This window comes from Halomonas sp. SL18_1, from assembly GCF_055755715.1.
In genome coordinates this window covers 3,552,933-3,574,569 of record NZ_JBVTRK010000001.1, presented here as the reverse complement: position 1 = coordinate 3,574,569, position 21,637 = coordinate 3,552,933, and the positions used below count along the sequence as shown (strand labels likewise).

Below are 21,637 nucleotides of genomic sequence, written 5' to 3'. Positions count from 1 at the left end.
ACACGAGAGCGGAGGCCGTCGACATGCGACATACCGTCGTTCTGGAGGGGTGCAGCCCCACCCCGCTGGCTAGCTATCTCAAGGCCTTGGGGGTGCTTCGGCTGGTGGCCGAGCAGGCTGATCCTGAAGCGCGGGGGTATTGGGAGGCGGAGCGCTTTGTCATTGACTCGAGGCTGGACGCAGGTGTGCTCGCTCGCTTCCTGCTCGAGGCGTGGCAGCCCACGCCTGTGCTCGCCCCCTGGAATGGGGGAAGCGGCTTCTATCCCAAGGACAACCAGTCCGGCATCGGCCCCATGGGTACTGCATCGGCCGAGCGTTTCCGCGATCTGCGAGAGACCATCGCCCAGACTCGGCTCATCATCGAGGAGCTGCGGCTCAGTGAACGGCCGGCGGGGGAGGAGAAGCGGCAGCTATTGATGCGCTTGCGCGCGGAGCTTCCGGACGTGGCTCTGGCCTGGCTGGACGGTGCCGTGCTGCTCACCGAGGAAGCGCCCCGCTATCCGCCGCTGTTGGGTACTGGGGGTAACGATGGTCGGCTGGATTTCACCAACAACTTCCTGCAGCGTCTAGTGGAGCTGTTCGACCCGGAAAGTGGCCAGGCAATCGGGCGGGCCGGCTCGCTGCTGGAGGAAAGCCTGTTCGCCAAGCCCATGGCAGAGATGCCCTCCAGCGCCATTGGCCAGTTCTCTCCTGGCGGTGGTCCCAATGCCAGCACCGGCTTCGAGGGCAGCGCCACCGTCAATCCCTGGGACTTCGTACTCATGCTCGAGGGGGCGCTGCTGTTCGCGGCGGCGGCCAGCCGGCGCCTGGAGTCGGCCGGCTCCGGCACGTTGAGCTATCCCTTCACCGTGTACCCCACGGGCAGCGGATCGGGCGGCTCGGCGCTGGCCGACGAAAAGCCGGCCCGGGCGGAGATGTGGCTGCCCATCTGGGAGACACCCGTTGGCCTTATGGAACTGCGCGGGCTGCTGTCGGAAGGACGGGTATCTTTGGGGCGGCGTCCCGTGCGAGATGGGCTCGAGTTCATGCGGGCAGTGGCGCACCTCGGCCTGGAGCGGGGTATCGGCAGCTTCCAGCGCTACGCCTTCATGATGCGCTCCGGCAAGGCGTATCTGGCGACGCCGCTCAACCGGGTGCACGTTCAGCGCAACCCCAACGCGGATCTCATCGACCAACTCGACAGTGCCGGTTGGCTGGAGCGTTTCCGCCGTCTGGGCCGCGGCGACCATGCCACCCACCAGTTGGCCTCGCTGGTGCGGCGGCTGGAGGATGCGCTGTTCGATCTGGCCTGTCATCGTGATGACGCGAGTCCGCACGCACAGCGAATTCTCGTCTGCCTGGGGGAGATCCAACGCTACCTGGCGCGCAGCCCTTCCGCCCGGGAGCAGTGCGGGCCGGTACCTCTGCTGAGCGAAGAGTGGATCAGCACGGCACTGGCCGGTGACGACAGCGCCGAGCTGCGCATCGCCATTGCCCTGGCCGGCCTGCATGGCAGGCGCCAGTATCCTAACGGTGGCAGCCAGCATCGGCTGCCTCTGGCCGACCAGTTGGCACCGTCGTGGCAGGATGGCCGCCACCGCTGGTGGGTAGAGGGCGAGAACCGCCGGGTGGTCTGGGGCAACACGGACCTGGAGCGCAACCTGCTGGCCGTACTGCAACGCCGCCTGCTGGATGCCGCGGCGGAGCAGCTGGACGACAAGCCGCTCTTTACCAATGGCCCCGCGCCGCTGGGCGATCTGGCCGCCTGGCTGGGCGGGGCCTGGATACCGGCCGCATCGCGACGCTGCTGCCTGGGATCGCCCTGGCGCGGATACCCCGGCTATCCCATGCGGGCAGGGATATCCCCTGGCCGCTCCCCGCAGTCCTTGCCGTGCTCAAGCCCTTCTTCTGCACCGATGCGCAGCTGCAGCGCACCGGACTGCTAGCGGATGGCGAAACCCTCGACCTGCCCGGCGAACTGGTGCGCCGCCTGGCCGCCGGTCGAATCGATGGCGCCGTCGAGCTCGCGCTGCGGCGGCTGCGGGTGGCCGGCATCCCGATCGGGCTGGTACGCATCGAGACGGGCAGCCTGTCCGGCCGACGATTGCTGGCGACGCTGCTCGTCCCGCTGAGCGATAGCGACTTGAAACGGCTGATGCGTCGCGTCCATTCGCCGGCGACTACCACCGTGACTATCACCCCAACTACCACCGAAGGCAGCACTCGCTAAGGAGAAGCCACCATGTCATTGAATCTTGAATCGTTGAATGGAAGCCCACGGCTGCTGCTCGAAGCCAGCCTCCGGCCCGTCCAGGGCAGTCGCTTTCAGCCCACTGGTTTTCCCGACCTGGGGGCCGCCGAATATCCCAGCCCCCAAGGAGAGGGCCGCATGCTGCTGGTGGAGTCGGCCCAGAGCATGGCCAACCGGCTGGAGGCGGTCTGTTGGGACGAAGTGGCCGACGATTGGCAGCCACCCTTGCGGGGCTTGCCGCTGGTCAAGGTGCTGGATACTGATGGCCAACCGCTGACCAATTCGGTCCTCGAGGCGCATCGCCTGAACTCGCCCTACATCCTGGAGGGCAAGGACACCACCGTACTGGAGATGCTCAAGCATGAGCTGGCCGACATGGAAGAAGGGAGGGTGAACATCCGCAAGCTCGCCGCCACCCTGCTGAGGGTGGATGCCAATGCCTTGCTCCATGGCGTCTTCCTGGCCAAGAAAGAGCTGGCCGGCGGCCGTCTGCGGTTGCCACGGGTACTGTCGGCCTTCATCGAGGCCGAGGACGTCAAGGTGGCGGCCAGTGGCGGCGTCAAGAATGACGCGGTCAATCCCCGCGGCGACACCGCCAAGGGCTTCGGCAACGTGCCCTTTGCCCGGGATGAATACGTGGCGCCGCGCATTACCGCCTACTTCAACCTGGACCTGGCCCAGATCCGCGCCTTTGGCCTCGGGGAGGCGGCGCAGCGGCTACTGATCGCCCTGGCCCTCTACAAGATCCGTCGCTTCTTGGAGACCGGTCTGCGCCTGCGCACGGCCTGTGACCTGGACTTGGTGGAGCTGACGGTCACCCGTCCCGAAGCCTTTCAGGTGGCTTCGCTGGTGGAGTTGGAAGAGGCGCTGCCCGGTTTGATCGAGGCCGTGGCCGCCGAGGGCGGTTTCACCGAAGCGCGGGTTACCGAGCTCACCTACGGGAAGAAGTAACCATGCTAGCCATCGCTTTCCGTTTCCCGGCCGGCCGTTACCATGCCACCCCCTGGGGGCGGCACGTCAACGAGGCCGAGGTGGAGTGGCCGCCATCACCCTGGCGGGTGCTGCGGGCACTCATCGCCACCTGGCACCGCAAGGTGGACGCTCGGGAGCATCCCGAAGCGCTGTTACGAAGCCTCATCGACAGCCTCTCCGGCTCGCTGCCGGTCTACCGTTTGCCTCTGGCGGTACATGCCCATACTCGCCACTACATGCCGGTGCGTGAGGGTGGAAGGGACAAGAGCACTCTGATCTTCGATGCCTTCGTGCGGTTGGCACCGGATTCGGAGGTGATCATCGCCTGGCCCGAGCTGGCGCTACCGGATGATCAGGCCCCCTTGTTGGATGTGCTGCTGCGGGACATGGGATTCCTCGGGCGTGCCGAGAGCTGGGTGGAGGCGCGCCGGTTGTCGCACTGGTCGAGTGAGCCCAACTGCCGCCCCGCCGAGATCGCGGTGGATGCCGACACCGGCGAGATCACCGACCCCATCCGACTCATTGTTCCCTTGACGAGTTCGGCGTATCGCGACTGGCGCCAGGCCCGTCTGGCCGAGATTCCGCCCAAGGCCAAGGGCAAGGCCGTGGCCAGGCTGCGCAAGACCCTTCCAGAACAGCTGCTGGACAGCCTGCGCCTGGATACCGCCGACATTCAGGCGGCCGGGTGGAGTCGCCCGCCAGGCGCGCGCTTCGTGACCTATCAGCGTCCCTACGACTGCTTCACGCCGATCTCCGCAGCCAGGAAACCGTCGGCGACGGCTCGGCACCCGGTCACCACGGTCAGCTTCGCCTTGGCAGGCAAGCCGCTACCCAGGCTGGAGGATGCCGTGCGCATCGGCGAGCTGATGCGCATGGCGGTCATGTCCCAGGCCAAGCGCTGCGTCGGTGAGGCGGCAGTGCCCACGGAGCTGTCGGGGCACGCCATGCCCGCCGACAACCGCCACGGGCACGCCTTCTACCTGCCCGAAGATGTCGACGGTGATGGCCACATCGACCACATCCTGGTGCATGCGCCGGGGGACTGTCTCGCCAGGCCCTCCAGGCCCTGGACGGGGTCACGCGGCTATGGAGTCGGGAGGGTGGCGAGTGGCAGGTCATCCTGGAGAGCTACGGCCTTGCGGAGGAGCTGAACCAGTCTCGCTACAGCGGAACGGGCACCGAGTGGGTCTCGATCACGCCCTATCTGCACCCCTGGTATCGCAAGAAGCGGCTGGACGTAGCGGAACAGTTGCGGCGCGAGTGTCGCGAGCGTGGCCTGCCGGAGCCCGTCGAAGTGGCTATGATCCCGGAAGTGACGGTGGGGAACAGTCGTAGGCGATCGGTGCACTTTCATCGCTTTCGCAATCGTCGTGGGCTCACCCAGCCCGATACCCGTGGCCAGTTCTGTCGCCTGACGTTTCCCGAGCCGGTGACCGGGCCGCTGGCCCTGGGATTCGGCTGCCACTTCGGGCTTGGAATCTTTGCCCCGGATGCTGGTTGAGCAGAGGGAACCGATACAGGCCTGCAGAGGGCGAGGGAGAGAGAATCGTGTCACAACATCCCGAGCACACCACGCAGCGACTGCTCCACGGCCGCCATCTCTTCCGCGGTGAGGGTGGTCAGCGGCCCGTCTCCAAGCCGGGACGGATCCAGGGCCCGGGGCTTGTCGATGACGACGTAGGAATCCACCAGCAGGCGATCGCGAGCGGGCAAGGGAACACGGAACCGGCGCCAGCCTGGCCGGAATTGCGTGGTGAGCGGCAGCACGATGACCGTTTCGGCGCCCGCCTCGATCAACACATCGGCCTGGATCACCAGCACCGGTCGCACCTTGCCGACTTCCTTGCCACGGGCGGGGTTCAGGTTGCCGACCCAGATCTCACCTCGCCGTATCACTTCCACCACCGTTGGTTGGAATTCGCTCCTGCGTCCTGTTCGGTGCGAATCAGAGCCTCCAGATCATCGTCCGGCATGGTGTCAGACAATTCGCGAGACTCCCGAAGTGTAGTCTCATCGCCCTGCCATTCGCGCATCTCTACCACCATGCCCTGCATGAAGCGCTCCTTCTCGCGGCGCTGCACGTACTCCTGTACCGCTTCACGCACCAGTTCGGAGCGGCCTTTGTGGGCCAGGCGGGCCTCTTCGTCGAGCTTGCGCTCCAGCTCTTCGGGGAATCGAATGCTCAGAGTCGACATCACTTCGCCTCGTCATGCGTTGCGTATGACAAGTATCAATATGGACGACACGACATGAAAACGCCATCTCGCATGATTCATGGATGAAGTGTGCCAGAGGCAGGGGATTGGAGGTGACATCGTGGATACGCCTACCTTTCAACAGCAAGAGTTGCCACTGCCGTTCCCGGAGCTGTCGGGCGACCAGCCGCTACTGCCGGCGCGCATGATCAATGAGTTTGTCTACTGTCCGCGCCTGGCCTATCTGGAGTGGGTGCAGGGTGAATGGGACGATTCGGCGGATACCGTCCAGGGACGGCATGTTCATCGTCGCGTCGACCGCCAGTCCGGCAAGTTACCGGAATCCCCCGAGGAGGATGAACGCATCCACGCCCGCTCCATCACCCTGTCTTCCAATCGCATGGGCCTGATCGCACGCATGGATCTGGTGGAGGGCGAGGGTAGCGAAGTGGTGCCCGTTGACTACAAGCGTGGCAAGCGTCCCCATGTCGCCAAGGGAGCCTATGATCCGGAGCGGGTGCAGCTCTGTGTGCAGGGTTTGCTGCTACAGGAGCACGGCTACCGGTGCGACGAGGGGGTGCTCTACTTCGCCGGCTCGCGGGAACGGGTACGTGTTGCCTTCGACGAAGAGTTGGAGAGCCTCACGCTCTCCTCGATCAACGGACTGCGTATGCTGGCGGCGGCCGGGCGCATGCCGCCGCCACTGGAGGACAGCCCCAAGTGCCCGCGCTGCTCGCTGGTCGGCATCTGCTTGCCGGACGAGGTCAACTTCCTGCGCCAGGGTAAGACGACGCTGCGCCCCATCGCCGTCGCTCGGGAAGAGACCGTGCCGCTGTACGTTCAGGCCAACAAGGCCAGTGTGCGAAAGAAGGGCGACAACCTGGAAGTCGCCGTGGAAGACCAGGTCGTGGCCCGGCCCCGGCTGATGGATGTCTCCCAGGCCGTGCTCATGGGCAATGTCTATGTGACGACACCGACCCTGCACGAGCTGCTGCGCCGGGGCATCACGGTGAGCTGGCACTCCTATGGTGGCTGGTTTCTCGGCCACACCCAGGGGACCGGCCACGGTAATGTAGAACTGCGGCTGGCCCAGTATCGGGGTCATGACGACGAGCAGGTTTGCCTGCGCCTCGCGCGGGGGCTGGTGAAGGCCAAGATCCTGAATTCCCGCACCTTGATGCGCCGAAATTGGCGTGAGGGGAGTGCGCCTTCCAGTCTGCTGGCCGATCTTCGTCGCTTGGCGGAGCAGAGTGGGCGCGCTGCCAGCCAGCAAACCCTGCTGGGTATCGAGGGCGCCGGTGCCTCGGCATACTTCGGCCACTTCGATCGTTTGATTCGGCAGGCCGACTCGGAAAATGGCGCTCTCCGGTTCGATTTCGCCGGCCGCAATCGACGACCGCCGACCGATCCGGTCAATGCCCTGCTGTCTTACGCCTACAGCTTGTTGGTGCGAAACTGGACGGTCACCCTGTCTTCCGTCGGCTTCGATCCTTACCTAGGGTTCTACCACCAGCCACGCTATGGGCGCCCGGCACTGGCGCTGGATCTGATGGAGCCGTTTCGCCCGCTGCTCGCGGACTCCGCCGTGCTGATGGCCATCAACAACGGCGAGGTGCGACCCAGCGACTTCGTCTCTGTCGGCAATGCAGTCAATCTCACGCCAGAGGGGCGCAAGCGCTTCATCGCCACCTTCGAGCGTCGACTAGCCCAGGAAGTCACCCATCCCCTGTTCGGGTATCGCATCAGCTATCGGCGGGTGCTCGAGCTTCAAGCCCGGTTGCTGGCCCGCTTCCTGCTTGGCGAACTGCCGGAATATCCTAACTTCACCACCCGATAGCTATGAACGAGCATATTTATATCGTTACCTACGACATCTCCGACCAGCGCCGCTGGCGGAAGATCTTCCGACTCATGAAGGGCTACGGAGAGTGGCTGCAGCTATCGGTGTTCCAATGCCGGCTCTCTTCCCGTCGACATGCCGAGCTGGTCGCGGTGCTGGACGAAATGATCCATCATGATGAAGACCATGTGGTCATCATGGATGTGGGGCTGGCCGAGCGTATCAAGCCCCGCATCACCAGCTTGGGGAAGACGGACTATGAACCGGTCACCCGGGAGCCCACGATCGTCTGAAGCGCTGATTTTTTTGCCGGTGGGTCGCGAGCACTCCAGTGGTGGCCGTTTCCCCGGGGAGCGCTCGTATACGGAAAGCTCTTTTAAAATGAATGAGTTGAAATCCGCTGGTCTCCTGTGGTGGAATATTTGGTGGCATGCCCGCGAGCCGGTTCGGAGACCTCTCGCAACTGGTGCGATTCGCCTTTGCCGAACATGGACTTCCGAGTGGGCTGTATTCCGAGGCGAATAGCCTCGGCCTCATTGAAGCATTGGCTCGGCGATCCTACTGCGGGCCACTATCAACGCGTATTCCGAGGCGAATAGCCTCGGCCTCATTGAAGCAGCAGAGAGGGTGGCGGGCCGGGCCACCGATCCGCGAGTATTCCGAGGCGAATAGCCTCGGCCTCATTGAAGCTCGCGGCACCACATCGACCGCTACATCGACAAGGAAAGTATTCCGAGGCGAATAGCCTCGGCCTCATTGAAGCGTGGAACTCCCCCGAGAACCGATCGGATTAATGACCCGGTATTCCGAGGCGAATAGCCTCGGCCTCATTGAAGCGCGGCTACGTGATGGAGCTGTGACATGCTCAACACATGTATTCCGAGGCGAATAGCCTCGGCCTCATTGAAGCTTAATAACCTCATCTCTTATTGTCGTGAGTATTTGAGTATTCCGAGGCGAATAGCCTCGGCCTCATTGAAGCTCCGGTTTCCAGAATAGCCAGATTCGATCAAAATGCAAGTATTCCGAGGCGAATAGCCTCGGCCTCATTGAAGCACAAAACGTGGAAAGGGGATGGCGACTGTCTATCGTTGGTATTCCGAGGCGAATAGCCTCGGCCTCATTGAAGCCGGCCACTTTCTCCTCCTGGGCCGCTCGACGGACCGGTATTCCGAGGCGAATAGCCTCGGCCTCATTGAAGCTCGCGGCACCACATCGACCGCTACATCGACAAGGAAAGTATTCCGAGGCGAATAGCCTCGGCCTCATTGAAGCGACAGGGAACACCTGCCACACCTCGGAGCCGTACTTGTATTCCGAGGCGAATAGCCTCGGCCTCATTGAAGCGCTTCGTCTGAATGCACTATTGAGGTTGAGGGACTGACGTATTCCGAGGCGAATAGCCTCGGCCTCATTGAAGCGACCGCATCCCGCGAACGGAGCTATCCGCCAACGCAGGGTATTCCGAGGCGAATAGCCTCGGCCTCATTGAAGCTTCTTCGGAGAGAATGCCGAGGTCGAGAGCCTGGACGTATTCCGAGGCGAATAGCCTCGGCCTCATTGAAGCGATGGTATCTCGTATCGCCAGTATCGTTTGAGATGGGGTATTCCGAGGCGAATAGCCTCGGCCTCATTGAAGCTCCAGAAATGACAGTTCTACCAGATAATTGTGTTGTCGTATTCCGAGGCGAATAGCCTCGGCCTCATTGAAGCAACTCGGCGGCGGTGGTGGCGTGCGCCGGCTCTACCGGGTATTCCGAGGCGAATAGCCTCGGCCTCATTGAAGCGTCAGGGATTCAGGTAGATTCTTTGATGAACTTGCCGTATTCCGAGGCGAATAGCCTCGGCCTCATTGAAGCTTCCAGCTTGTTGATTGCCCAGTTAATGACACGCTCATGTATTCCGAGGCGAATAGCCTCGGCCTCATTGAAGCTTTGCACAACTTCTGTACTTGGACTTCATTGTACTGGTATTCCGAGGCGAATAGCCTCGGCCTCATTGAAGCCTTCCACCGGCCGTACAGGATGAAGGCCAGCACAACGTATTCCGAGGCGAATAGCCTCGGCCTCATTGAAGCCAAGGCGAACGAAGAGCATTTCGCCAATCTGCATGGCGTATTCCGAGGCGAATAGCCTCGGCCTCATTGAAGCAGTAATGGTAGTCGGATTCATTTGGCTCACTGCCAGTAGTATTCCGAGGCGAATAGCCTCGGCCTCATTGAAGCCAGTGAAGTTGCAGGGGCAGATAGTGCATAAACAGTAGTATTCCGAGGCGAATAGCCTCGGCCTCATTGAAGCCTGGGGGCTGACTTCATACGCCGCCACATCGACGCCGTATTCCGAGGCGAATAGCCTCGGCCTCATTGAAGCATCACAAAACAGCGCGGCGGTATTCGGCTTTTCCGGTATTCCGAGGCGAATAGCCTCGGTCTTATTGAAGAGCGAATACCAGGTAGTCGAGCGCCAGGCCGCTGCACACGTATTCTGAGTCGATAAGCCTGCCCGGGGTGGCGACCATCTCCGAGCTGATGACCTGCTGGCAATATGGATACCGGCGCTTCAAGTTCTTCCCCGGCCCTCGCCGGGGCTTTTTTGTATCCGCAGGGGATGTTCGGCGGGGTCAGAAGGCTTCCCACTCGGGCTCGGGCTTGCGGGCTGCGGGGGGCGTCAGGCGACGCTCGTTGTGGGGCCTGGGGTCATTGTCTTCCGCCGGATGCGGCGCCTCGGCGAGCGGCCGAGCGCTTTGGCTTGCCGGCCGGACGCCGTCTGACTGAAAGGCACCGGCGCCATGAGCCAGGGCGCGTACCTCCTGGCTGAGCGCCGCGGTGGCGGTTTGATAGCGCTGCATGCTCTCGGCGCTGACCTGGGTGGCCTGGTCGATCTCGCCGATGGCCTGGCTGATCTGACCTATCCCCTGGCTCTGCTCCGCCGCGGCGGCGCTGATGTCGCGGATCAGGTCGTTGACCTGGTGGCTGGCCGCCTTGATCTGCGCCATGGCGCCCTGAGCCTCTTCGGTACGCCCTTCCCCGGTGTGAATCTCGCGCTGGGCCTGGCCGATCAGCGACTGCACCCGATGGGCGGCATCCGCCGATTCTCCGGCCAGCTTGCGCACTTCCTGGGCCACCACCGCGAAGCCGCGTCCGTGCTCGCCGGCCCGGGCGGCCTCCACCGAGGCGTTTAGCGCCAGGATATTGGTCTGAAAGGCGATGGCGTCGATGGTGCCGACGATGCCTGCCATGTTCTCGGCCTGGCGGGTGATGGCCTGCATCGAGGCGGCCAGTGCCTGCATGGTCGCGTCGGCCGCTTCCACCGCCGCCACGTTGCCGGCGGTGGCGTCGCTGGCCTGGCGGGCGTGCTCGGCGCTCTGCCGAACGGTCGCGCTGATCTGCTCGGCGCTGGCCGCGGTCTGCTGCACCGAGGCGGCCTGCTGCTCCAGGCGGGAGGCCATGGCGTCGTTGTTGCGAATCAGCTCGGCCACGGCGGGGTCGACCGCCGCCACGCGCCGGTTGAGATCGCCGATCAGCGCCTCCAGGGACTGGCGCATGAAGTCCAGCGAGCCGAGCATCTGCCCCAGCTCGCTGCCGTCCCGGGCGGGCAGCGCCACCTGCAGGTTGCCCGCCGCCACCTGCAGCGCGAAGTCGTTGGCCTGGTGCAGTGAGCGGCGGGTCCGACCCGCCGAGCGCCAGTTGAGCCATGCCACCAGAGCACCGCCCACCCCGGCAGTGCCGCCCAGCCAGAGGGCGGCGGCGGGGGCTACGGGCTGCAGCAGCGTCGCGGCGGCGGCGCCGACCCCGGCGGTCAGCAGCAGGGTGGCGGCGGCGATGGCGGCGGCGCGCCCCTTCAGGCTGCCAAAATCGAGGCGGCTCGCCAGGTGCAGCAGCCCGCGGCGATAGGCCCGGCCGTGGCGCACGCCGAAACGGCCGCCGCCTTCGCGGATGTCCCGGTAGACGGCCTCGGCCCGCGCGGTCTCCGCGGCGCTGGGCTTGACGCGGATCGAGGCGAAGCCCACCAGCCTGCCGGCCTCGCGGATCGGCACCACGTTGGCGCGCACCCAGTAATGGTCGCCGTTCTTGCGGCGGTTCTTCACCAGTCCCGACCAGTACTGACCGGCCTGGATGTCCTGCCACATGTCGGCAAACACGCTGGGCGGCATGTCGGGATGGCGCACCAGGTTGTGGGGCGCGCCTTTCAGTTCGGCGTAGTCGTAGCCGCTGACCTCGATGAAGCGCTGGTTGGCGTAGGTGATGCGGCTTTGGGTATCGGTCTTGGAGATCAGCACGTCGTCATCGCGAAGGCTGTACTCGACCTGGGTGACGGGACCGGTCTTGCGCATGGGGATGGCCTCTATCCGTTGTACTGGTTTTGTATAAGACTCCTATATTGTCTCAGGTTTGTAAAGCTATTTGCCTGATAGTGTTAATGCCTGTACATGAAATAGCCGTTTGCTGGTCACAAAAAGACCGCGGCGGCGATCCGAAGATCGCCGCCGCGGGAGAGGCGAAGACGGTGGCTGTCGCCCTACTGTCGCTTGCCCTTGCGGCGTGGCGCCTTGGCCGGGGGCGTGTCGGCGGCGCCGTCGGCCGGCGCGTCGGCCTTGCCGGCGTCGCGCCCGAAATGGCCCCGCACCAGCGCCAGCAGCCCCTGGGTGGAGGCGTCGAAGTCCTGGCTCTGGGCGTCGATGCGTTCGCTGATCTCGCCGGCGATGCGCTTGCCCAGCTGCACCCCCCACTGGTCGAAGGAGTTGATGTTCCAGATCACCCCCTGGACGAACACCTTGTGCTCGTACAGCGCGATCAGCGCGCCGAGGTTCTTCGGCGTCAGCTCGTCGAGCAGCAGCACGCTGGAGGGGCGGTTGCCCGGGCAGCTATAGGGGTCGAGCTGGCTATCGCCTCTGTCCTGCCCACCATGGCTGCCCTCCATGAAGGCGTTGGCCTGGGCCAGCATGTTGGTGAGCAGGGCGAAGTGGTGCTCCTCCATGCCGGGCTCGGGCTTGAGCGAGGCGATGAAGTCGATGGGGACATAGCGCGTCCCCTGGTGGAGCAGCTGGAAGAAGGCGTGCTGGCCGTTGGAGCCGGTCTGGCCCCAGACGATGGGGCCGGTCTTGTAGTCCACCGGGCGGCCGAAGATATCCACCGACTTGCCGTTGGACTCCATGTCGAGCTGCTGGAGGAAGGCGGGCAGCTGATGCAGCGCCTGGTCGTAGGGCACGATGGCCTGGGTCTCGGCGCCGTGGAAGTTGATGTACCAGATGCCGATCAGCGCCATCAGCACCGGCATGTTCTCGGCGAAAGGCGCGTTGAGGAAGTGCTGGTCCATTTCATAGGCCCCCTCGAGCAGCTCCATGAAGCCGTCGAAGCCGATGGAGAGCGCGATGGGCAGGCCGATGGAGGACCACATGGAGTAGCGCCCGCCGACCCAGGCCCAGAACTCGAAGATGTTCTCTTCGCGGATGCCGAACGCCATGGCCGCCGTCTTGTTGGTGGAGGCGGCGATGAAGTGGGCGCCCACGTCGGCATCCTCGCCGGCGTTTTCCAGGAACCAGCGCCGGGCGGTCTTGGCGTTGAGCAGCGTCTCCTGGGTGGAGAAGGTCTTGGTGGAGACGATGAACAGGGTGGTGGCCGGGTCGAGGCGGCTGAGCACCTTCTGGATATGGGCGCCGTCGACGTTGGAGACGAAGTGGAAGCTGAGCTCCGAGTGACGGTACTTGAGCAGCGCCCGGCAGGCCATGTTGGGGCCCAGGTCCGACCCGCCGATGCCGATGTTGACCACGTCCTTGATGCGCTTGCCGCTGTAGCCTTTCCACTCGCCGCTGCGCACCGCCTCGGAGAAGCGCTTGATCTGCTCGCGGGTGCGCTGGATCTCCGGCATCACGTCCTGGCCGTCGACCATCAGCGGGCCCTCGCCCTGATTGCGCAGGGCGGTATGCAGCACCGGGCGGTTCTCGGTGACGTTGATGATGTCGCCGGAGAACATCTGGGCGCGGCGCTGCACCAGCGCCGAGTGGTTGGCCAGCTCCAGCAGCTTGGCCAGCACCGCCTCGGAGACCTGGTGCTTGGAGTAGTCGAGGAACAGGCCGCCCACCCGCAGGCTCATCTTCTCGAAGCGCTGCGGGTCGGCGGCGAAATAGTCGCGGATACGATCGTTGGCGGTCTGCTCGTGGAGCTGGGCGAGTGCCTGCCAGGTGACGCTGCGGGTCAGTTGAAACATAAGGCGATCCGGTGTGGTGGGTCAGAGGCGCTGAATGGAGTATGTATGTAAAAATACTACATAAAAGGGGGTGGTAAGCAATAGCGCCGTGATGTTCGAGTTGGAATTGTTAATAAAACATTCATGCGGGGCAGGCCGGCGGCCTGCCCCTGGGGCTCAGGCGTTGGCACTGGCGCCCACCGCCACCGGGGTGGCGCCGCGCTTGATCGCAGCATAGCCCAGGCCGGTGATCAGCGAGCCGGTCACGATGGCGGCCAGGTAGAGCAGTACCGGGGTGATGGCATGGGGATCAGCAGCACGAAGATGCCGCCGTGGGGGGCCATCAGCTGGGCGCCGACCCACATGGAGAGCGCACCGGTCACCGCGCCGCCGGCGATGCAGGCGGGGATCACCCGCAGCGGGTCCTTGGCGGCGAAGGGAATCGCGCCTTCGCTGATGAAACACAGCCCCAGCACGAAGGAGGCCTTGCCCGCCTCGCGCTCCGGCTCGGAGAACTTGTGCCGGGCCACGAAGCTGGCGACGCCCATGCCGATGGCCGGCACCATGCCGGCGGCCATGATCGCCGCCATGGGGCGTAGGTCTGGGAGGCCAGCAGGCCGACGCCGAAGGTGTAGGCCGCCTTGTTGACCGGCCCGCCCAGGTCGAAGCACATCATGGCGCCGAGCAGGATGCCCAGCAGCACGGCATTGGTGGCGTCCATGCCGGCCAGGAAGCTGGTCAGGCCGGCCATGATGGCCGCCACCGGCTCGCCGATCACGTAGATCATGGTCAGGCCGGTGACCAGGCTCGCCACCAGCGGGATGATCAGGATCGGCTTGAGGGACTCGACGCTGGCCGGCAGCTTGACGTGGCGCGCCACCGCCAGGGCCACATAGCCGGCCAGGAAACCGGCCAGGATGCCGCCGAGGAAGCCCGCCTCGATCTCGGCTGCCAGCATGCCGCCGATCATGCCCGGGGCGATGCCGGGGCGGTCGGCGATGGAGTAGGCGATATAGCCGGCCAGCACCGGGATCATCAGCGCGAAGGCCGTGCCGCCGCCGATCTGCATCAGCGCCGCGGCCAGGGTGCCCTCCTGCTCGAAGGCCTCGATGCCGAACACGAAGGAGAGCGCGATCAGCAGTCCCCCGGCCACCACCATGGGCAGCATGAAGGAGACCCCGGTGAGCAGGTGCTTGTAGACCCCCTTCTCCTTGACGCCCTTCTGCGCCTCGCCCCTGGCGGAGGCGCCCTCGCGCTCCACCTCGGCGTCGGCCAGGGCCGCCTCGATGGTGGCCTGGGCCTGCTTCAGGGCGTTGCCGGTGGAGGTGCGGTAGAGGCGCTTGCCGGCGAAGCGGGTGGGATCCACCTCGATGTCGCAGGCGAGGATCACCAGGTCGGCGGCGGCGATCTCCTCCTCGGTGAGCTTGTCCTGGGCGCCCACCGAGCCCTGGGTCTCCACGCGGATCTCGTGGCCGAGCGCCTTGCCGGCCTCGGACAGGGCCTCTGCCGCCATAAAGGTATGCGCCACCCCGGTGGGGCAGGCGGTCACCGCCACGATCCGCGCGCCGCCCGGGGCGGCGGCCGGGGCCTCGGTGTCGGCCTCCTGCGGCGGGGTGAAGGGCTCGGCCTCGCGCTCGGCGCGGGCCAGGAAGGTCTGCGGGTCGGGCAGCGCCTGGTCGATGGCGGCCTGGAACAGCGGCTTGCCGGCGAAGCGCTGGGGAGCCGGGACCCGGTCGGCGGCGACCACCACCAGGTCGGCGGCGGCGATGGTCTCGGCGGAGAGCGGCGCCGGGGGCGCCAGTTCGCCGTGCATCTCGACGCTGGGGGTCCAGCCCAGGCGCCGGGCGGCCTGCTCCAGGCGGCGGGCGGCGAGGAAGGTGGTGGCCATGCCGCTGGGGCAGGCGGTGACGATGATGACGTTCATGCGATGGCTCCCCCGCGCTGGCATCGACGTCGTTGAGGCGCCGCACGCGGGTCTGTTGTTGGAGGTGGGGGAAGTCGGAGGCGCGGGGATTGCCCACGCCCAGGTGGCGGACGGACTCGGCGGAGAGCGCCGTGGCCAGACGCAGGGCCTGCTCGGGGGTGTGGCCTTCGACCACGCCGTGGAGCAGGGCGGCGAGCAGGGTGTCGCCGGCGCCTACGGTGCTGGCTACCTCGAGACGCGGCGGCACCGCCTGCCAGGCGCCGCGGCCGCTGACCCAGAGCACCCCGGCGGGACCCGCCGAGATCAGCGCCTCCTCGACGCCGACCGCGTAGAGCCGGAGCGCGGCCTTGAGGCGCGCCTCGAAGCCCTCCAGGGGCTGGCCGGCCCAGTCGGCCAGTTCGTGCTCGTTGGGCTTGACCGCGGTGGGGCGGGCCGCGATGGCCTGGCCCAGCGCCTCGCCGCTGGTGTCCACCCAGACCGGCAAGCCGTCGCCGCGCAGGTGAGCGATCAGCTCGGCCAGCCCCGCGGGCGAGACGCCGGGGGCAGGCTGCCGGCGATCACCACCGCGTCGGGACGGCGCTCGGGATCGGCCAGGCGGGCGTCGAGCCAGGCCAGCAGCCGCTGCCAGGCGGCGGCGTCGATGGTGGCGCCGGGGCCGTTGATATCGGTGACCCGCCCGTCGGCCTCGGCGAGCTTGGCGTTGATGCGGGTCTCGCCGGGCACGCGCAGGAAGGCGTCCTCCACGCCGAGTGCCTCGAAGGCGCGCAGGAAGGGGCCGTCGTTGTCGGCGCCGAGAAAGCCCGACACCGCGACCTCGTGGCCGAGGGCGACCAGCACCCGGGCCACGTTGACCCCCTTGCCGGCGGCCTCGAGATGGGTCTCCCGGGTGCGGTTGACCTCCCCGGGAACGAGCCGCTCAAGGCCGATCGACAGGTCGAGGGCGGGGTTGAGGGTGAGGGTGAGGATCCGGGCCATCAGCGCACCTCCAGGGCGTCGCGCACCGCTTCGGCGGTGGGCTGGGCGAGGGCCAGCTCGGCCTGGGCGCGGGCCTCTTCGAGATCGAACTCGCGCAGCCGCGCCTTGACCAGCGGCACCTGGCGGGCGCTCACCGAGAGCTCATCGACGCCGAGGCCGACCAGTACCGGCACCGCGGTGGCGTCTGAGGCCAGCTCGCCGCACACCCCGGCCCACTTGCCCTGGGCGTGGGCGGCCTGGACGGTCATCTGGATCAACCGCAGCACCGCCGGATGCAGGCCGTCGGACTGGGCGGAGAGCTCGGGATGGCCGCGGTCGATGGCGAGCGCGTACTGGGTCAGGTCGTTGGTGCCCACTGAGAAGAAGTCCACCTCGGGGGCGAGCGTCGGGGCCAGCAGCGCCGCGGAGGGCACCTCGATCATCACGCCCAGCTGGACGTCGGTGGCGCGCTCGGTCTCGGGAATCTCCTCCAGCAGGCGGTCGTAGATCGCCTTGGCCTGTCGGAACTCGCCGAGGTCCTTGACCATGGGCAGCATGATGCGCAACGGACGTCCGACACTGGCCATCAGCAGGGCGCGCAACTGGGTCTCCAGCACCTCGGGGCGGGTCAGCGCCAGGCGGATGCCGCGCAGGCCGAGGAAGGGGTTGTCCTCCTGGGGCACCGGCCAGTAGGGCAGCGGCTTGTCGCCGCCCACGTCCAGGGTACGGGCCACCAGGGGGCGACCGTCCAGGGCGTCGGTGGCCTCGCGGTACTCCTCGACCTGGGTCGCCAGGTCGGGCATCGCGGCGTGGGCCATGAAGATGAACTCGGTGCGCAGCAGGCCGACCCCTTCGGCGCCGCGCTCCACGGCATCGGCGGCGTGGGCGGTGTTGCCCAGGTTGGCGGCCACTTCGACGCGGTGGCCGTCGTGGGTCTGGGCCAGCTGGTGGCGGGCCTCCCAGGCCTCTGCCTCGCGGCGGCGCTGGTCGGCCAGGCGCTGCTCGGCGCTCGCCAGGCGCTCCTCGGAGGGCGCCACGGTGTAGCGCCCCCGGTCGCCGTCGAGGATCAGCAGGGTGTCGTTGGCCATCGTCAGCACCCGCTCGCCGGCGCCCACCGCGGCAGGGATGCCCAGCGCCCGGGCCAGGATGGCGCTATGGGCGGTGGCGCCGCCGCGGGCGGTGAGCAGGCCGCGCACCCGGGCGGTATCCAGGCGGACCACGTCGGAAGGACCGAGGTCGTCGGCCACCAGCACATAGGGGGCGTCCGGCGGCTCGGGCAGCGCGACGTCGCACAGAATGCCCAGCACCCGGCGGCCCACGTCGCGCAGGTCGGCGGCACGCTCGGCCAGTAGCCGGTCGGCGAGCATCTCCTGGGCGTGGGCGGCGGTCTCGATGGCGTGCCACCAGGCGGCCTCGGCGGAGGCACCTTCCGCGATGCCCTCGCGGGCGGCCTGGTGCAGCTCGGGGTCGGTGAGCATCTCCTCGTGCATGGAGAGGATCTGGGCCACCTCGCCGCCGCGGGCCTGGCGCACCAGGGCCTCGAGCTGTTCGGCACCCTCGTGCAGCGCCGCCTCCAGGCGGCGGTTCTCGGCGGCCGGATCGCTGGCCCGCTCGGGGTACGTGAAGCGCGGAGTGCGCAGCACGAAGGCCGGGGCGATGGCCAGGCCCGGGGAGGCGGCCACTGCGCTCTGGGGGGCGTTGTCGGGCAGCGGCTCGAGGGTGATTTCGGGCTCGGGCAGCTGGTGCTCGCGGCTCTCGTCGAAGGGCGCCACCGCCTCGCCCAGGCCCTCGGTCACCGCCCGGCAGACGGTCTCCAGAGCGCGCTCGGCCTCGTCCGCCGGGGTGTCGTCGCCCTCCAGCGAGAACTGCAGCAGCTGGCCGCGACGGGCGCCGAGGTTGATCACCTTGGTCAGGCTGGTGGCCGAGACCGCCTCACCACCGCCCTCGGCTAGGCGCACCCGAATCGGTAGCTCCTGAGCGCGGGCCACCTGGACCAGCTGCTTGGCGGGGCGGGCGTGAAGGCCATGGGCATTGAGCACCCGCACCCGGCGGGTGAGGGCGGCCGCGCTCTCGCCGGCCAGCCGGGCCAGCACGGTGGCGGCATCGGCCCCGGCCAGGTCGTCGGCACCGCCGCTCTCCAGCAGGGTGACGAGTCGCTCCAGCAGGTTTAGGTGGCCCTCGCCCTGGGCGGCCAGGCAGAAGACCCCGGCCAGTCTTTCATTATTGTCGGCGGCGAGGCGGCCCTCGGCGGTGGCCAGGCCCAGGGCCGGGGTGATCACGCCTTTGTCGCTTGCCACCAGCCAGAGGCCCTGGCCCAGGGGACGGGGGGCCTGGTCGGCCACCTCGGCGACGAAGGCGCTCTCCACGCAGCCGGCCTGACGCAGCCGCGCGGCGGCGGCCAGCGCCAGCTCGTGGCTGTCCCGGGCGGGGAAGCCCAGGCACAGGGTATCGGCATCCAGGCGTGCCTCCACCATCGCCTTCGACAGCAGTCCGGCGATCTCGGCGCGGGAATCGGCGGCGGCCAGTCGTTCCGAGACCCCCTCGCGGTCCAGCACATGGGTGAGCTGGCGCAGGATGCCCAGGTGCTCGTCGCTCTGGGCGGCGATGGTGACCAGCACATGGACGCGGTTGCCGTCGTGCCAGTCGATGCCGCGGGGGAACTGCAGCACCCGCACCCCGGTGGCCTTGACGTGCTCGCGGCTCTCGGGGGTGCCGTGGGGGATGGCGATGGCATTGCCGAGGAAGGTGGAGGATTGGGCCTCCCGGGCGTGCAGGCCGTCGCGGTAGCCAGCGGCCGTGAGGCCGGCCTGCTGCAGGGCCTCGGCGGCGCTATCGAGGGCGCTGTGCCAGTCCTGGGCCTCGCAGCCGAGCAGGATGTCGTCCTGGCTTAGGGTCAGCATGGGACTTTCCTCAAAGTGTGAGCATTGTGCGTTATGGCTGAATCGTGTCACCTATGGGGTTAAGGCTGGATCGATTCACCCGATTTGGCAAGGCTGTTCTTCTACGACATTGGTAGGAGGGGAGGGCTAGAGGCTTATGCGGCGACAGGCCTGTTCGGGGGCGCTGTGAACCCTTCCCTGGGCGCTACCGACGCTCTGCGGCGCTCTCGCATCCTGCGCCGCTTGCAGAGCCGGTGCGGGCCATCCATGGCCCGCCCGTTCGGAGCAGTGCTCCTCACCCCTGGCGTAGGACCCCCTCCAGGCCTGTCCCGGCGCCTCTCGCTATTCGCCATCCGATGGCGGTGATCTTGTCTGCGATTGGCGTAGAATCGAGTCACCCATTACATCGAGAGGTGGTCATGACGCTTGCCGAAATCGCCCGCCTGGCCGGTGTCTCGCGCACTACGGCCAGCTATGTCATCAACGGCAAGGCCGAGGAGAAGCGCATCAGCCCCCAGACCGTGGAGCGGGTGATGGCGCTGGTGCGCAAGCACCGCTACCGGGTCGATGCCCAGGCCGCGGCCCTGCGGCGCGGATCGAGCCGCACCCTGGGGCTGATCGTGCCGGACCTGGAGAACGTCAGCTATGCGCGCCTGGCCAAGCGCCTGGAACGGGGTGCCCGGGAGCAGGGCTACCAGCTGCTGATCGTCGGCTCCGACGACCGGCCGGAGAGCGAGCGCGACCTGGCGCTGGCGCTGCGCGCCCAGCGCTGCGAGGTGCTGATCACCGCCAGCTGCCTGCCGCCGGACGATCCCTTCTATGTTGAGCTGATGGCCGATGGCCTGCCGGTGATCGCCGTGGACCGTGGGCTCGACCCCTCGCGTTTCACCTGCGTGGTGAGCAACGACGGCGAGGCCGCCGAGCGGCTGACCCGGTCGGTGCTGGGCGAGGGGGTGAGGCGGGTGGCCTGGCTGGACGCCGTGCCGGGGATCTCCATCACCCGGGAGCGCCGGGCGGGGTTCGAGCGGGCCCTGGCGGACAGCGAGGCCGAGGCGATCCTCGCCAGCGGCGAGCGCTACGATCGCGACGAGGGGGCGCGGCTGCTGCGCGAGCTGCTCGACGCCCATGGCCTGCCCGACGCCCTGATCACCGCCTCCTATACGCTGCTCGACGGCGTCTTCGACGTGCTGCTGGAGGAGGGGGGCTGCCCCAGGGCCTGCGCCTGGCGACCTTCGGCGACAGCCGGCTGCTGGACTTCCTGCCGCAGCCGGTCAACTCGGCGGTGCAGGACCACGACCGCATCGCCGCCACGGCCCTGCAGGCCGCCCTGGCCGCGGCCCGGGGCGACTACCGCCCGGGCGAGACGGTGATCGCCCGCCGGCTGCGCTGGCGGCGGCCGGAGCGCCAGGCGGTGAAGTAGGGCGAACCGGTCAGGCCACTATGGCTCGCTTCAGCCCTTGAGACGGGCGCCGTGGTGGATTAAGGGATTTGTTCCCACACGTTAGGCCATGCCTACCTCGCGGTGAGAAAGCCACCGCTGTGATGCTTGTTGCCGTCACGGTGAAGTGTTTGGCCAGTCAGGTCATTTGGGAAGCGGCATAGGTTAAGGAGGGAATCAGAATGCCGAGAGAAGAGGTTAATATTCTGTAATCTTTGTAACTGTTGAGGGTTTTGTGGGAAACATTGGCCGGGCCATTTCTTGCCCGCAGGCAAGAAATGACCCGATTTTCAGGCAATGTATTGCCTGGAAGAAGGCCTGTGAGCACGGAGGGTTTTCGTAGGTATTTGATTATTTTGTATTTTGCTAATATTGGCATGGTCCCTGCCCCTTGTTGGGTGTCCACAGGACACTCTCTTTCATACCGTCAAGGAGCAGACTCATGCCGACACCTTGCTATATCAGCATCCACGGTCAGACCCAGGGCCATATCACTGCGGGCGCCTTCACCCCGGACTCCGTGGGCAATATCTACGTGGAAGGCCACGAAGATGAGATGCTGGTGCAGGAGTTCAAGCACATCGTCACCGTGCCCACCGACCCGCAGTCCGGCCAGCCTTCCGGCCAGCGTGCCCACAAGCCGTTCATCTTCACCGTGGCCCTCAACAAGGCCGTGCCGCTGCTCTACAACGCCCTGGCCTCCGGCGAGATGCTGCCGAATGTCGAGCTGAGGTGGTACCGCACCTCCGTGGAGGGCCGTCAGGAGCACTTCTTCACCACCACCCTGACCGACGCCACCATCGTCGACATCAACCTGCACATGCCCCATGCCCAGGACCTGACCAAGGCTGAGTTCACGCAGCTGATGGATGTTTCCCTGGCCTACCGCAAGATCGACTGGGAGCACACCGTGGCGGGTACCTCCGGGTCCGACGACTGGCGCGCCCCGCTGGAATCATAAGCGCCAGATGGCCGCCTGTGGGCGGCCATCGTCTTGGCCGTTGATGCCAGGGCACCTCG

14 protein-coding genes, 4 pseudogenes and 1 CRISPR repeat array are annotated in these 21,637 nt (G+C 66.6%); of the genes and pseudogenes, 10 read left to right on the top strand and 8 right to left on the bottom strand.

From position 1 onward, the window contains the following. Positions 1 to 23: 23 nt before the first annotated feature. From cas8g1 to csb2 (ACSJDS_RS18160), 5 genes are read left to right on the top strand one after another with little or no spacing between them, the layout of a single operon-like run. Positions 24 to 1,925 (top strand): type I-G CRISPR-associated protein Cas8g1/Csx17, encoded by a 1,902-nt coding sequence (cas8g1, locus tag ACSJDS_RS18180; protein ID WP_473034454.1) that lies wholly within the window; start codon positions 24 to 26, stop codon positions 1,923 to 1,925. Continuing rightward, entirely contained in the window at positions 1,871 to 2,209 is a 339-nt protein-coding gene (locus tag ACSJDS_RS18175; protein ID WP_473034453.1) for a hypothetical protein, read from the top strand. The genes cas8g1 and ACSJDS_RS18175 overlap by 55 nt, the downstream gene beginning before the upstream one ends. A 12-nt stretch (positions 2,210 to 2,221) precedes the next feature. Continuing rightward, positions 2,222 to 3,181, top strand: a complete 960-nt coding sequence (cas7g, locus tag ACSJDS_RS18170) for a type I-G CRISPR-associated RAMP protein Csb1/Cas7g (RefSeq protein WP_473034452.1) — start codon at positions 2,222 to 2,224, stop codon at positions 3,179 to 3,181. 2 nt (positions 3,182 to 3,183) lie between these two features. Next, positions 3,184 to 4,353, top strand: a complete 1,170-nt coding sequence (csb2, locus tag ACSJDS_RS18165; protein ID WP_473034451.1) for a type I-G CRISPR-associated protein Csb2 — start codon at positions 3,184 to 3,186, stop codon at positions 4,351 to 4,353. Next, entirely contained in the window at positions 4,245 to 4,703 is a 459-nt protein-coding gene (csb2, locus tag ACSJDS_RS18160) for a type I-G CRISPR-associated protein Csb2 (RefSeq protein WP_473035071.1), read from the top strand. The genes csb2 (ACSJDS_RS18165) and csb2 (ACSJDS_RS18160) overlap by 109 nt, the downstream gene beginning before the upstream one ends. Positions 4,704 to 4,753: 50 nt before the next feature. Here csb2 (ACSJDS_RS18160) and ACSJDS_RS18155 read toward each other — a convergent pair whose 3' ends face one another. Together ACSJDS_RS18155 and ACSJDS_RS18150 are read right to left on the bottom strand one after the other, a co-directional pair. Further along, complete coding sequence (locus ACSJDS_RS18155) at positions 4,754 to 5,107, bottom strand: type II toxin-antitoxin system PemK/MazF family toxin (RefSeq protein ID WP_473034450.1); 354 nt, start codon at positions 5,105 to 5,107, stop codon at positions 4,754 to 4,756. Continuing rightward, entirely contained in the window at positions 5,095 to 5,397 is a 303-nt protein-coding gene (locus ACSJDS_RS18150; protein WP_473034449.1) for a ribbon-helix-helix protein, CopG family, read from the bottom strand. The genes ACSJDS_RS18155 and ACSJDS_RS18150 overlap by 13 nt, the downstream gene beginning before the upstream one ends. A gap of 121 nt (positions 5,398 to 5,518) precedes the next feature. On the opposite strand from ACSJDS_RS18150, the gene cas4g/cas1g reads away from it, so the two are divergent. The 3 genes and pseudogenes from cas4g/cas1g to ACSJDS_RS18135 form a co-directional block, all read left to right on the top strand. Beyond that, complete coding sequence (gene cas4g/cas1g / locus ACSJDS_RS18145; protein ID WP_473034448.1) at positions 5,519 to 7,234, top strand: CRISPR-associated endonuclease Cas4g/Cas1g; 1,716 nt, start codon at positions 5,519 to 5,521, stop codon at positions 7,232 to 7,234. A gap of 2 nt (positions 7,235 to 7,236) precedes the next feature. Further along, positions 7,237 to 7,530 carry a CRISPR-associated endonuclease Cas2 gene (cas2, locus tag ACSJDS_RS18140; protein ID WP_473034447.1) on the top strand — a complete coding sequence of 98 codons (294 nt, stop codon included), beginning with the start codon at positions 7,237 to 7,239 and terminating at the stop codon, positions 7,528 to 7,530. Between the two features lie 214 nt (positions 7,531 to 7,744). Beyond that, positions 7,745 to 9,677: a CRISPR direct-repeat array (repeat unit 36 nt; unit sequence GTATTCCGAGGCGAATAGCCTCGGCCTCATTGAAGC). Positions 9,678 to 9,734: 57 nt separating this feature from the next. Further along, positions 9,735 to 9,824 (top strand): annotated as a pseudogene (locus ACSJDS_RS18135) (bifunctional 4-hydroxy-2-oxoglutarate aldolase/2-dehydro-3-deoxy-phosphogluconate aldolase); the annotation flags it as partial. A 32-nt stretch (positions 9,825 to 9,856) separates the two neighbouring features. Here the strand turns inward: ACSJDS_RS18135 and ACSJDS_RS18130 are convergent. The 5 genes and pseudogenes from ACSJDS_RS18130 to ptsP all read right to left on the bottom strand — a co-directional run bounded on the left by ACSJDS_RS18130 (position 9,857) and on the right by ptsP (position 19,200). Continuing rightward, a complete protein-coding gene (locus tag ACSJDS_RS18130) occupies positions 9,857 to 11,569 on the bottom strand; it encodes a methyl-accepting chemotaxis protein (RefSeq protein WP_473034446.1) in 1,713 nt (570 codons plus the stop codon). A gap of 185 nt (positions 11,570 to 11,754) precedes the next feature. Further along, positions 11,755 to 13,443, bottom strand: coding sequence for a glucose-6-phosphate isomerase (gene pgi / locus ACSJDS_RS18125; RefSeq protein WP_473034445.1), 1,689 nt, complete (start codon positions 13,441 to 13,443; stop codon positions 11,755 to 11,757). Between the two features lie 156 nt (positions 13,444 to 13,599). Beyond that, positions 13,600 to 15,346 (bottom strand): annotated as a pseudogene (locus ACSJDS_RS18120) (PTS fructose-like transporter subunit IIB). 19 nt (positions 15,347 to 15,365) lie between these two features. Next, positions 15,366 to 16,321: pseudogene (gene pfkB, locus ACSJDS_RS18115) on the bottom strand (1-phosphofructokinase); the annotation flags it as partial. Next, positions 16,321 to 19,200 carry a phosphoenolpyruvate--protein phosphotransferase gene (ptsP, locus tag ACSJDS_RS18110; protein ID WP_473034444.1) on the bottom strand — a complete coding sequence of 960 codons (2,880 nt, stop codon included), beginning with the start codon at positions 19,198 to 19,200 and terminating at the stop codon, positions 16,321 to 16,323. The gene ptsP and the pseudogene pfkB, both read right to left, overlap by 1 nt. Before the next feature lie 398 nt (positions 19,201 to 19,598). Here ptsP and cra point away from each other — a divergent pair. Continuing rightward, positions 19,599 to 20,599 (top strand): annotated as a pseudogene (gene cra / locus ACSJDS_RS18105) (catabolite repressor/activator). A gap of 157 nt (positions 20,600 to 20,756) precedes the next feature. Here cra and ACSJDS_RS18100 read toward each other — a convergent pair. After that, positions 20,757 to 21,023, bottom strand: coding sequence for a hypothetical protein (locus tag ACSJDS_RS18100; protein WP_473034443.1), 267 nt, complete (start codon positions 21,021 to 21,023; stop codon positions 20,757 to 20,759). A 36-nt stretch (positions 21,024 to 21,059) separates the two neighbouring features. On the opposite strand from ACSJDS_RS18100, the gene ACSJDS_RS18095 reads away from it, so the two are divergent. Next, the gene (locus ACSJDS_RS18095) at positions 21,060 to 21,578 is read left to right on the top strand and encodes an Hcp family type VI secretion system effector (protein WP_473034038.1); all 519 of its coding nucleotides are present in this window, start codon (positions 21,060 to 21,062) and stop codon (positions 21,576 to 21,578) included. Positions 21,579 to 21,637: the final 59 nt, after the last annotated feature.